This is a genomic window from Salinicoccus jeotgali, assembly GCF_055379195.1.
In genome coordinates, this window is record NZ_AP043830.1 from 1,322,814 (window position 1) to 1,336,173 (window position 13,360).

A 13,360-nucleotide genomic window follows, 5' to 3' on the forward strand; every position below is an offset into this window, starting at 1 on the left:
TCTCGAAGAGATGGGATGCTTTTATTTCTATAATCTTAGGATTTCAGTTTATTCCTAAGTACGAGCTGTAGGATACCGCCGTTACGGTAATAATCAACTTCAACATCAGAATCGAAGCGTGCTTTCACTTTGAATGCCACTTTCTCACCGGATTCTTTAGTTGCAGTGACATCAAGAACATGTCCAGGCATGACATTGTCATCTACTTGGATATCAAATGTTTCACTGCCGTCCAGTCCAAGAGCTTCTGCATCTTCGCCATCTACAAATTGGAGTGGCAATACACCCATCATGACGAGGTTTGAACGGTGGATACGTTCATAGCTTGCTGCTATAACCGCTTCAACGCCGAGCAGATTCGTTCCTTTGGCAGCCCAGTCGCGGCTTGAGCCCATGCCGTAGTCGTCTCCAGCAATGACTACGAGACCAGTGTCGTCTTCTTTGTATTTCATGGCTGCATCATAGATGCTCATCACTTCGCCTGTTGGCCAGTACGTCGTGAAGCCGCCTTCTTTACCTTGTCCGATCTGGTTGCGGATACGGATATTGGCGAATGTACCGCGCACCATCACTTCGTGGTTACCGCGTCGTGAACCGTAGGAGTTGAAATCGCGTGGTGAAACGCCTTGTTCAATCAACCATTTTCCGGCCGGCGTATCTTTACCGATCGCCCCTGCTGGTGAAATGTGGTCTGTTGTGACTGAGTCTCCGAATTTGCCAAGTACGCGCAGTCCATTCAGTGACTTTATGCTGTCTGGCTCTGTTGAGAGATTCTGGAAGAATGAAGGGTTTTGGATGTAAGTGGAATCTGGATTGAAATCATAGAGCGGCTCATCTGTTGTTTCAATGTTGTTCCAGATTTCGTTAGCATCAAATACTCTTTCATATTCTTTCCTGAAGAGTTCAGGACTGACGTTGCTCATGACTGCATCCTTCACTTCCTGAGTGGATGGCCAGATGTCTTTCATGAAAACGTCATTGCCTTCTTTATCTTTACCAAGCGGCTCATTGCGGAGGTCGATATCTACTGTACCTGCAAGGGCATAGGCTACGACCAGCGGTGGTGAAGCAAGGTAGTTCGCTTTAACGAGCGGGTGTATACGCCCTTCGAAGTTACGGTTACCGGACAATACAGAACTTACAAGCATATCATTCTCTGTGATCGCTTCTGTGATTTCCGGAAGCAATGGTCCAGAGTTACCGATACATGTTGTACAGCCGTAACCGACAAGGTTGAACCCAAGTTGGTCGAGGTATTCCTGAAGGCCTGAGTCATCAAGATAACCTGTCACGACTTTTGAACCAGGAGCCAATGATGTTTTTACGTATGAAGGGACTTCTAGCCCTTTTTCAACTGCTTTTTTGGCAACAAGACCAGCACCAAGCATTACGTACGGGTTGGAAGTGTTTGTACATGAAGTGATTGCGGCAATGACCAGATCACCTGTTTTAATGTCTACATTCCTGCCGTCCTTGAAATTGATGGTCGCCTTCTTGTCGAACTCCCCTTCTTCCATGCCATGACCGTGGTTGCCGCTTTCAGCGGTTACGGATTTCCTGTATGAATCTTTCATATCAGACAAGTTGATAAGATCTTGAGGACGTTTTGGTCCGGCAAGCGCAGGTTCTACAGTAGAAAGGTCAAGTTCCACTTCTTCAGAGTATACTGGGTCGTTCTCCGGATTGAAGAACATGTCATTTTCCTTGAGATACGCTCTTACAATCTCAATATGCTCTTCGCTGCGGCCTGTCAGCCTCATGTAGTCGAGTGTTTCTTCATCTACTGGGAAGAAACCACAAGTTGCACCATATTCAGGCGCCATGTTCGCAATTGTGGCACGGTCTGCAAGCGGTAATGCAGGCACACCTTGACCGAAGAACTCAACGAACTTACCGACCACACCCTGCTTACGGAGCAGCTCCGTCACACGCAGCGCCAGATCCGTCGCAGTCGCTCCTTCTGGAAGCGAGTTCGTCAAACGGACTCCGACCACTTCAGGTACTGGGAAGTAGGATGGCTGTCCAAGCATTCCAGCTTCTGCTTCTATTCCGCCGACACCCCAACCGAGTACACCAAGACCGTTGATCATGGTTGTGTGGGAATCTGTACCGACTAGAGTATCCGGATACGTAATCATCTCTTCGCCATCTTCTTTCACATGGACAACATTCGCCAAGTACTCAAGGTTGACCTGGTGCACGATACCTGTGGCTGGTGGTACAGCTTTATAGTTATCGAATGCTTTAGTCGCCCAGTGAAGGAACTCATAACGCTCCTGGTTCCTTTCGAACTCAAGTTCCATATTGAGCTCAAGCGCGTTTTCAGTGCCGTATGCATCAACTTGTACAGAGTGGTCGATGACAAGATCAACAGGTACTTCAGGGTTGATCTTCTGGCCGTCGCCGCCGACATCATCCATCGCTTTCCTGAGAGATGCAAGGTCCACTACCGCAGGCACACCTGTAAAGTCCTGAAGGATGACACGGGATGGTTTGAATGGCACTTCTTTGCCTTTGTTGCTGCCCTGATCCCATGTCGCCAATGATTTGATATGGTCGTCTTTAATGACGCTACCGTCATATTGGCGCAATACAGATTCAAGCAATACCCTTATCGAGTATGGCAGTTTGTGAGTTTCTGACATGCCTTGTTCAGTCAAAGTCTTCAAGCTGTAGTAATTATAATCTTTGCCGTCGACAGTGAATGACTTTTTTGCTGATTCACTAATGTTCTGACTCATGTTAATAGCCCCCTATTAATATTCCAGTCGTAAGACCGTTCATATCAATTGTATATCTTTACATAATGGTTGTAAACGCCAGCACCATGTATTCATCAATAATCGTGATACAAAAAAATGACCTAGAGCAATAAGTAATACTTATCTCTCCAGGTCATAATCATAACAATATATTAATCCCTATTATTATTATCTTGTTCTTTTTCGTACTCGCGCATCATTTTCTCATATTTTGTACCTTCATAATCCTCTTTGAAGTATAAGCTGAGCGCCTTTTGTTCTTGCGCCACATCCTTGTAGGTGGCCACCATCATCAGTATCAGTATGATGGAGAATGGGAAAGCTGAGATGATTGCTGAGGCTTGGAGTGCTCCGAGTCCCCCGCCCATGAGAAGGACGATCGCAATCAATACTTGTGCAAATCCCCAAATTATTTTGACTCGGTTTGGTGGTGTCAATGAACCATTGGTCGTCTGCATTCCGAGAACGAATGTAGCAGAGTCGGCCGAAGTGATGAAGAAAGTACCGATCAGCATGACTGCTACAAGAGAAACGACCATGCCGAGTGGCATGTTATTGAACATTTCAAACAACACTGATTCGGTCGCCAGTTCGGAGAAGCCTCCGTTCATCCTCTCTGAATCTATTGCTGTTACACCAAAGACACTGAACCAGAAGAAGCTGAGGACGGCTGGTCCAACCATTACTGCCAACACGAACTCCCTGATTGTACGGCCTCTCGATACGCGTGCAATGAAGATCCCTACGAATGGGCTCCAGCTCATCCACCAACCCCAATAATATAGGGTCCAGTTGCCAAGCCAATCATTCTTTGCGCCATCCAGTGGTGCAACGTCATAACTCATATTGACGAAATTGCCGATCATGCCACCGAATGTATCAGTCCACATATTCAATATAAGGACAGTAGGCCCAAGGACGAGTGTAAAGATCAGTAGAATGCCTCCAAGTACCATGTTGGCATTACTCAAGTACTGGATGCCTTTCGATAATCCGGACCATGCACTCCACATGAATAGGACAGTGATGATTGCAATGATAAGTATCTGTACATAGATGTTATTCGGTATACCGAATAAATAAGTCAATCCGCCGTTGATCTGCATTACTCCCAGACCAAGTGAAGTCGCTACACCTGCAATTGTTGCAAAAACTGCAAGCACATCAATGGCTGTACCGAGCGGTCCTTCGACACGTTTGCCGAGGATCGGTTTCAAGGTCCTTGAAATAAGTCCCGGTTCACCGCGTCTGAACTGGGTAAATGCCAAGGCAAGCCCCACTACTGCATAGATTGCCCATGCATGGAAGCCCCAGTGGAAGAAAGTCCGGCGTAATGATTCCTTCAATGCCTGGTCGGTTTCAGGTTCTGCTGTTGGAGGGGTGAAATAGTGACTGATCGGTTCAGCCGCCCCCCAGAATACAAGACCGATACCCATACCGGCACTAAACAGCATCGCAAACCACGATATTGTTCTGAATTCCGGTTTTTCTGTCGGTTTACCCAACCGAATCTGGCCCATCGGCGTGAATACAAAAATAAGGCAAAATACGATAAATACCGTTGTTAGCGATACATAGTACCAACTGAAGTTACTTGTGATAAATCCCTGGATTGTACCCGTCACCGATTCAAAACTATCGGAAAAGAATACTCCATACAATACGAGTACGGAAACAATAGCCAATGCAATCCAAAACACGGGGGTCAGATGGACTTTTTCCTTTTCTCTCATGTAATTCCTCCTCTGGATATTTCATCCGTGCTGCTTACTTTCAGTAATGCAGCCCACAAAACAATTATTCATGTTATCATACACTGTTGATTATAGCAAACCACCTTATACTTTAAATTATCGATTGCTATATAAAAAACCTTTGAAAACATATTGCACTTTCTTGTCTGTATTGTAGTATTATCTATGTCCTTAAATAAATTGAATGGGAGAGAATCCACATGTGGCAAGAGTTTAAAGATTTCCTGCTCAGGGGCAATGTCCTCGACCTGGCTGTTGCAGTGGTGCTTGGGGCAGCGTTCGGTAAAATCGTCACAGCACTTGTCGAGAACATCATCATGCCCTCCATCGCCCTGATTTTCGGAAACACAGATTTCACTTCTGAATGGGCTTATAAAGGTATTACCTATGGTGTGTTCATCCAAGCCATCATCGACTTTATCATCATTGGTGCAGCAATCTTCATCTTCGTTAAAGTGGTCAATACATTAACCCGTAACCGTTTCGTGGAAGAAGCGGCTGAAGATGAACAGATTGTGCTCTTGAGGGAGATACGGGATTCCCTGAAGAATGACTCTTTAAAATCCTGATTGCATAAAAAGGCTGATCTTTTAAGATCGGCCTTTTTTAGGATATTCCGATCATCGTAGCGGCCACAAGTGCCAATGCGGCGATAAAGAGCCATAATGCAGTAATCTTCCAAACGAATTTCACCCATTTCAGATACGGGATGCCAGATACTGCAAGCACACCCATCAATGAGGCGGAAGTTGGAATGATGGTATTGGTTATTGCATCACCATATTGATATGCAAGAACCGCCACTTGCCTTGGGATCTCCTGTAGATCGGCAATGGGCGTCATAATCGGCATCGTAGTCATCGCCTGTCCGGAGCCGGACGGGATGAAGAAGTTGATGATGACTTGAATGACCAGCATACCAAGGGCTGTGATGGATGGCGGAAGGAAATCCAGTATACTGCTCATGCCGTGGATGATCGTATCAATGATGACACCTGACTCCAGGACCACCACAATGGCGCGGGCAAACCCAACGATGATGGCGCCGTAGACAACCAGCTTCATGCCATCTATGAATGCATCAAAAATATCATTTATCCTCATGCCACTCACGAGACCTGCCAGAAGGCCTATGACGAAGAAGTTGGCGGAGAGTTCGGTCAGGAACCAGCCATGCTGAAAAATCCCGTAGACGTTGATGATGATACCGGCAGTAAAAGTCAGCAGTATGAAAATATGCCTCTTCTTCAACTCTTCAAAGTTCATCACATCTTCTGTGAAGTTGACCTGTCCCCTTTTGGATTCTTCATAGACTAAACTCTTTTCGGGATCCTTCTTCACTTTTTTTGCATAGTGCATGACATACAGGATGCCGGCACCAAGCACCAGCAGATAGATGACTGTTCTGAACTGCCACCCAGAAAAGATGGTAAGCTCAGCAATCTCCTGGGCGATCCCTACAGTGAATGGATTCAGCATACCGCCGATGAAACCTGAAGCGGCACCCAAAGTCACTATCGCAGTCCCCACCATTGCATCATATCCTAGAGCAGTTGCAAGAACGATGCCGATCGGCACAAAGATGATCGCTTCCTCAGACATTCCGGTTGAGAAGCCCAGAACGGAAAAGACAAACATGATGACTGGAATCATCAATCGTTCATTCCCCTTAACTGCCACCATGACTTTTTGGATGGCAGCTTCTATGGCACCGGTAGCACGGACAATTCCAAAAGCACCACCGACGAGAAATATATAGAAAATGATGCTGGCACCGTCGATGAGCCCTGTTGGAATCGCCTTGAAGAGTTCAAAGAAGGTCACAGGACTCTGTTCAACCCCTGAATAACTCCCCGGTACAACCTCAGTTCGTTCGCCCACTTCCACACGCTCGAATTCACCTGCTGGCACAACATAACTGAGGACGGCTGCAATGATCACCACCGCAAATAAAATTGCATAAGTATGTGGGAACCTAAATCCTGGTGCCGGCGCTGACGGCTCGTTTCTGTCGTTGCTCATATAAATCTCCTCTCTCGATTTTATACATCTATTATACAGTTAATCGCAGTTTTTAAAAGATTAATTTGTAGGAATAATCTAAATAATTAATAAAATGATTGCCATAGATTTTCCATACCGTATAATTATAGATGAATAAAATAGATGGGAGATAGCCATGAAATATATCAAAGTGCCCCATGCATTTGTACTTATATACTCTATTGTCATCTTAGCGATGGTTTTGAGCTATATTATCCCGGCTGGGGAATATGAACGCTATGAAAATGAAAACGGGACCCTTGTAGTCGATGGCGATTCTTTTCATTTTACTGAACAGACGCCAGTTGAATGGACCGAAATTTTCCGCGTGATTCCAGCTGGCATGATGGATGCCGGCAGCATCATTTTCCTGATCTTTCTGATAGGCGGTGCTTTCGGCATGATAAACGGCACTGGTGCGATAGAATCTGGCATCAGCAAAGTTGTCTCTTTACTTGAAGATCGTGAAATAATACTCATCCCCCTCACCATGCTGATATTTTCTTTGGGAGGCGCCACTTTCGGTATGGCTGAATCTACGCTAATTTTCATTCCAATGGGAATCCTACTTGCCCGCTCTCTCGGCATGGATGCGATGACGGGCATGGCGATAGTGGCTCTCGGAGCTGCCTCGGGATTTGCCGGAGGCTTTATGAACATCTTTACAGTCGGCGTGGCACAGGAGATTGCGGAACTCCCCTTATTTTCTGGTATGTTCTATAGGATTATCATACAACTCATCTTTGTCGCGATCGCCTCATTCTTCGTCTACAGATATGGTAAACGTGTCCAGCACGATAAGACCAAAAGCTATGTCTATGCTTTGGAGCAATCAAATCATCAGGAAACATATTCGTTCAAAACATTTACGATGAGGCATGCTCTAGTGCTGGTCATCGTCCTGGCTGGATTCGGCCTGATCATCTACGGGGTGGTAAAAGGTTGGTCCACCGGGACCGACCTTGCAGCAATATTCCTTGCAATGGGGATACTATCCGGTCTTGTCGGGGGCAATACGCCTAATATGATTGCAGAAGATTTCATCAAAGGTGCCAAAGAAGTGACCTTCGGCGCACTGATAGTCGGCCTTGCCCGGTGCATCCTGCTGATACTCGAAGATGGAACCATCATCGATACAGTCATATATGCTGTAAGCTCTGTCTTGGACGGGCTGCCGGCTACAATTGCTGCAGTTGGAATGTTTCTCACGCAATTCATTCTCAATTTCTTTATACCTTCTGGCTCTGGACAGGCAGCTACGACCATCCCGCTGATGGCACCGATTGGGGATATCGTAGGCATCTCCAGACAGTCGGTTGTCCTTGCCTTCCAGATGGGCGACGGGCTTTCCAACTACTTATTTCCAACGTCCGCGATTTTGATGGCCGGTTTAAGCATCGCGAACATCCCCTATGAGAAATGGTTGAGGTTCGTTTGGCCCATCATGTTGAGTTGGGTGGTGGCAAGTGCCCTTTTCATGGTCATCAGTCTATGGATTAATTACGGACCTTTCTAAACAAAAACGACGATAATCATTGATTATCGTCGTTTTTGTTTAACTTCTGCTTAACTTCGCTGATGAAGTACAAACTGCCGGTAACAAGCAGTATATCTCCATCAAACGTGTCCAGAAATGCTTTATAGTCGTCAACCACGGCCTTTACCGGATGCTGGACTTTCTCGAATACCGTCTCTTTATCCAAGGCTTTTGGAAAATCGAATTCAGTGACGTTGAAGGAATCAGCAATCGATTCCAGTTTTTCGATCATCGTATCGATCGGCTTACCTTCTATTGCAGAAAACAGGACAGTGATATCCCTATTCGGATATTCCTTCGCCATAGTATTCACCAATGCATCGACGGCCTCATTGTTGTGGGCACCATCCAAAATGATTAAAGGTTCGGTCGACGCCACTTCTATCCTGCCTGGCCAAACCGTCTCTTCAATACCTTGTATCAACAGATTGCAGTCGATATTGACCTGGTTCCTTTCGTATAGTTCAATGAGTGCTGCAATCGCAAGGGAGGCATTCTCCTTCTGGTGCCTGCCTGGCATGCTCAACTTGAGGTCCTGGAAATCATAGTGCCCGTACTGGAATTGGAACTCGCCGTTTTCGGGGATGAGGATGATATCCCGATTCAATTCGATCCCTTTTGAATCGTTCTCTTCAAGGATTTTATGGATATAATCCCTGGAAACATCATCTTTGATACTGAAGACTAAAGGAACCCCTGGCTTTATCACACCACTTTTATCTTTTGTGATATCAAGCAATGTATCTCCCAAGATGGCGGTATGATCAAGGCCTATGCTTGTCAACACTGTCAGAATGGGATTGAATACGTTCGTAGAATCTTTTTTCGCACCGAGTCCTGCTTCAACAAGTACATAATCGACTGGTTGAATGGTACCGAAATGGACGAACATCATCGTCGTAATGATTTCAAACTCAGTCGCAGTACCAAGATCGGTTTCTCTTTCCAATTCTTCGCTTATGGGCTTCACTATTTCGATCAGTTCAACAAGCTGTTCATCGGTAATTGGATGGCCGTTGATTGATATTCGTTCATTGAATGTTTCGATGTAGGGGGAAGTGAAAGTCCCCACAGAGTAACCATTGCGGTTTAAGGCATTCCGCATATAGGCCACAGTGGATCCTTTACCATTCGTTCCCACTATATGGATCCCATTGATGTTCCGTTCAGGATTATCAAGCTGTTTAAGCATCCATTCCATGCGTTTTACACCCGGTTTGATGCCGAACTTCATCCTATCATGGATCCAATTCAATCCTTCTTGATATTCCATCACTTATCCCTTTCTTTTCAGGTTATTCAACCTTTCTTCTACCTCATCGTACTGTGCCTGGTAGTTCTGCTGTTTTTCCTTTTCTTTTTCGACTACTGCAGCCGGCGCATTTTGGACGAATTTCTCATTGCCAAGCTTGCCTTCAACGCGTTTCAGTTCGCCTTCCAGACGCTTCAACTCATTTGTAAGCCTCTCGATTTCCTCTTCCATATCAATCAATCCAGATAATGGCAGAATTACAGTGGCTCCATTCACCACATCGGTTTTGACATCATCATCTGCAGCGATATGTGATGAGATCTCCAATGTTTCCGGATTGCAGAAACGTTCAATGTAGTGGCGGTTGGATTCTATAATTTCAAGCCTTGATTCGTCTTTTACTTCAATGAGGATGTCGATTGGCTTCGACAGTGGAGTGTTTACATCATTCCGTGTGTGACGGATGGATTTTATGATGTCAACCAGAAGTGCCATAGCATTCTTCGATGTCGGGTTGCTTAGTGCAGGGGCCGCCTCAGGCCAGTCGCTTACAACAATCGAACGATCATTGTCGATGGTTTGGTATATCTCTTCTGTAACGAATGGCATGAATGGGTGCAGCATTTTCAACATGCTGTCTAAAGTGTGCAGCAAGACAGAGCGGGTCATCGCCTTTTCACTGTCTGATCCTTCAGTCATTGGTACTTTCGCCATTTCAATATACCAGTCGCAGAATTCGTCCCATATGAAATTATAGAGGATGCGCCCCACTTCCCCGAATTCATATTGTTCAGAGAGACGCGTGACGTCAGAGATCGTTTCATTCAAGCGCGTAAGAATCCATTCATCTGCAAGTGATTTATCCCCTTCGAGATCTATATCCTGCATCTTGAAGTCTTCACCAATGTTCATAAGTGCAAATCGTGACGCATTCCATATTTTATTGATGAAATTCCAGACGGACTCGACTTTTTCATCAGAATATCTGAGATCCTGTCCCGGCGTCGATCCAGTGGAGAGGAAATAACGCAATGCATCGACACCGTAATTTTCGATGACATCCATTGGGTCAACACCATTTCCAAGTGACTTGGACATCTTGCGGTTCTGTTCATCCCTTACAAGACCATGGAGGAGCACATCATCAAATGGCTTTTCTCCGGTGTGTTCCAGCGAAGAGAAAATCATGCGTGCTACCCAGAAGAATATGATGTCGTAACCTGTTACCAGTACGTTGGTCGGGAAGAATTTCTTCAGATCATCAGTTTCTTCCGGCCATCCCATCGTCGAAAACGGCCATAGGGCACTGGAGAACCATGTGTCCAGGACATCTTCATCCTGGGTCCAATCCCCAAGATTTTCAGGAGGCGTCATGCCGACATAAATTTCTCCGGTGTCATTATGGTACCAGGCTGGAATCTGATGGCCCCACCACAGCTGCCTCGATATCACCCAGTCCCGGATGTCGCCCATCCACCGTCTGAATGTTGCATCGAACCGCTCCGGTACAAATTGAATGGCCTCATCGGTATCCTGGTTATCCAGGCTATTTTTTGCCAGTGTGTCCATCTTCACGAACCATTGCGTCGACAAATACGGCTCTACAACTGCGCCGCTTCTTTCGGAATGGCCCACAGAGTGCATATGCGGTTCCACTTTTATCAGATAACCTTCGGATTCGAGGTCTGCCACCAAAGCTTTACGGCATTCAAAACGGTCAATACCTTCGTATTTCCCCGCAAGTTCATTCATCGAGCCATCCTCATTCATTACATTGATGCGCTCAAGATTATGTTTTTCCCCGAGGGTGAAGTCATTTGGATCATGTGCAGGTGTCACTTTCATTACGCCCGTACCAAACTCCATATCCACATAGGAGTCACTTATAATCGGCAATTCACGACCGACGATCGGCAAAGTTACGGATTGGCCGATGTACTCTTTGTAGCGTTCATCTTCTGGATGGACCACAATTGCGGTATCACCAAGCATCGTTTCTGGACGTGTCGTAGCAATTTCTAGATGATTTCCGTCAGGCAGTGGGTAACGGACATGGTAGAAATTGCCTTCCACTTCCTTATGGATGACTTCGATATCACTGAGTGCCGTTTTAGTGGCCGGATCCCAATTGATGATGTATTCTCCGCGATAGATGAGATTTTTATTGTACATATCCACAAACACTTTACGGACAGCTTTCGAAAGCCCCTCATCCATCGTAAAACGTTCTTTATCATAATCAAGCCCGAGACCAAGCTTCTTCCACTGGCTCCTGATGAAATCTGCATATTCTTCCTTCCATCCCCAAGCATGCTCAAGGAATTTCTCGCGGCCGATGTCATGTCTTGAGATGCCCTGTTCACGTAGGCGCGCATCGACTTTTGCCTGAGTTGCTATTCCGGCATGATCCATGCCGGGCAGATAAAGGACTTCATAGCCTTGCATACGCTTCATCCGTGTGATTATATCTTGCAGTGTAGTATCCCAGGCGTGCCCTAGATGCAGTTTGCCAGTAACATTCGGTGGCGGGATGACGATCGAAAATGGTGGTTTATCTGAATTTGCATCAGATTTAAAATATCCTGATTCCACCCATTTTTCATATTTTCCTTCTTCCACTTTTTGTGGATTATATTTCTTCGACATTTCCATATTATTCTCTCCTTAAGACATAATAAAAAGCTTCCATCCTGAATAGGACGGAAGCTCCGTGGTACCACCTAAATTCAACCTCTACGGCTGCACTCGAAATGATTAACGCTCATTACACGTCAGCACCTACTCGATTCAGAACTGATTGCAAGCAGACTACTTTCACAGCAAGTTTTGACATGTTTCCAGCACCACATGTTCTCTGGATTTCCCGCTTACCGCTACTCTTCTGCACTCTTTATATATCATTAGTTTTATAGTATTCCAACGGTTGGGAGCTGTCAAGTTCTTTAGCTGTCCTCGCTGTATCTGTTGCGTTTCAGCATGAAATTGATGAGGGGTGCAATGATGAGCAGGATGAAGAAGATACGGAAGATATGATAGCTTGAAATCATTGCGATGTTAGCATCCATCTCAACAGCCACGATGATGATCTGGCCGATCCCCCCCGGCGCAGCACTCAGGAAAAGATTTGTAAACTGATGATCCGTAGTGATTATAAATAAAAACACCAGTATCATCGTTCCGAAGATAAGAAGGACATTTTGAATGATCATAGAAACAATCATCCGTGTATTCAATTGATTGACCAACGTTGAAATCTGCATGCCGATCCTAAGGCCGAACAGAAGTTGAGCGGCATATAGGAATTCTATATCGACTGAAAAGCTGTAGCCTGTCGTCAAATTCCACACCAATATTGCGATCATTGGCCCGATCATGACGGGTACAGGGAATTTCAATCTCCCTAATATGTAGATGAGCAAGGGCGCAAAAACGATGATCCAGATCATTTCAGGGATGAGCATTTCCGATAAAGGCGCCGCCACATCATTTATACCGACAGAACTACCGTGCGGTGCCAAACTTGCAATGAAGGGGACGATGATGACCACAAGAACTATTCTGGACATTTGAGTTAAAGTAACTAGCAGAAGATCCGCTTTCTCCTCCTCCTCAGCCATGACGATCATCTGCGATAAGGCACCTGGAATTGTAGCGAGCACTGCCGTTTCATAAGAACACCCGGTCAACTTCATGAAGAACCGGGAAAGCAGCAGGCTCAAAGCGACGATTAGAACAGAAAGCAAAATGATATTCATATAATCATCGGCCATATCAATCAGTGTATCTTCTGTGAAAGTCGAACCGATTTCAGCCCCTATGATTATCAGTCCGGCACTGCCCAACCATTTCGGATAGGCAAACTCCGTGTTTACGAAGCGATGAAACAAGATTGCAGCAATCATGGCACCGAAAAGCCAAGGCAAGATCATGCCACTGAAGTGAAGTATGGAAGACACTGCTGCTGCCATTACGAAGAGCAGTATGAGGTAGAAATATTTCATCTGTCCCCTCC

The 13,360-nt window shown here is 45.6% G+C and carries 8 protein-coding genes and 1 other annotated feature; of the genes, 2 read left to right on the top strand and 6 right to left on the bottom strand.

Going from position 1 to position 13,360, the window contains the following annotated elements:
* Nucleotides 1-35: 35 nt before the first annotated feature.
* Nucleotides 36-2,741 (bottom strand): aconitate hydratase AcnA, encoded by a 2,706-nt coding sequence (gene acnA, locus ACZ43I_RS06670; RefSeq protein ID WP_344702787.1) that lies wholly within the window; start codon nucleotides 2,739-2,741, stop codon nucleotides 36-38.
* 173 nt (nucleotides 2,742-2,914) lie between these two features.
* Nucleotides 2,915-4,495, bottom strand: coding sequence for a glycine betaine uptake BCCT transporter (locus tag ACZ43I_RS06675; RefSeq protein WP_344702786.1), 1,581 nt, complete (start codon nucleotides 4,493-4,495; stop codon nucleotides 2,915-2,917).
* Nucleotides 4,496-4,716: 221 nt separating this feature from the next.
* On the opposite strand from ACZ43I_RS06675, the gene mscL reads away from it, so the two are divergent.
* Nucleotides 4,717-5,085, top strand: a complete 369-nt coding sequence (gene mscL, locus ACZ43I_RS06680) for a large conductance mechanosensitive channel protein MscL (protein WP_344702784.1) — start codon at nucleotides 4,717-4,719, stop codon at nucleotides 5,083-5,085.
* A 37-nt stretch (nucleotides 5,086-5,122) separates the two neighbouring features.
* Here the strand turns inward: mscL and ACZ43I_RS06685 are convergent, their stop codons facing one another.
* A complete protein-coding gene (locus ACZ43I_RS06685) occupies nucleotides 5,123-6,538 on the bottom strand; it encodes a YfcC family protein (RefSeq protein ID WP_344702782.1) in 1,416 nt (471 codons plus the stop codon).
* 157 nt (nucleotides 6,539-6,695) lie between these two features.
* On the opposite strand from ACZ43I_RS06685, the gene ACZ43I_RS06690 reads away from it, so the two are divergent.
* Nucleotides 6,696-8,075, top strand: a complete 1,380-nt coding sequence (locus ACZ43I_RS06690; RefSeq protein WP_344702780.1) for a YfcC family protein — start codon at nucleotides 6,696-6,698, stop codon at nucleotides 8,073-8,075.
* A 16-nt stretch (nucleotides 8,076-8,091) separates the two neighbouring features.
* Here the strand turns inward: ACZ43I_RS06690 and ACZ43I_RS06695 are convergent, their stop codons facing one another.
* From ACZ43I_RS06695 to ACZ43I_RS06705, 3 genes are all read right to left on the bottom strand, one after another.
* A complete protein-coding gene (locus ACZ43I_RS06695) occupies nucleotides 8,092-9,369 on the bottom strand; it encodes a bifunctional folylpolyglutamate synthase/dihydrofolate synthase (protein WP_344702778.1) in 1,278 nt (425 codons plus the stop codon).
* A gap of 3 nt (nucleotides 9,370-9,372) precedes the next feature.
* Nucleotides 9,373-12,000, bottom strand: a complete 2,628-nt coding sequence (locus ACZ43I_RS06700; protein ID WP_344702776.1) for a valine--tRNA ligase — start codon at nucleotides 11,998-12,000, stop codon at nucleotides 9,373-9,375.
* Nucleotides 12,001-12,040: 40 nt separating this feature from the next.
* Nucleotides 12,041-12,244 (bottom strand) — a binding site (T-box leader).
* A gap of 46 nt (nucleotides 12,245-12,290) precedes the next feature.
* Nucleotides 12,291-13,349, bottom strand: coding sequence for an AbrB family transcriptional regulator (locus ACZ43I_RS06705; RefSeq protein ID WP_344702774.1), 1,059 nt, complete (start codon nucleotides 13,347-13,349; stop codon nucleotides 12,291-12,293).
* Nucleotides 13,350-13,360 lie beyond the last annotated feature (11 nt).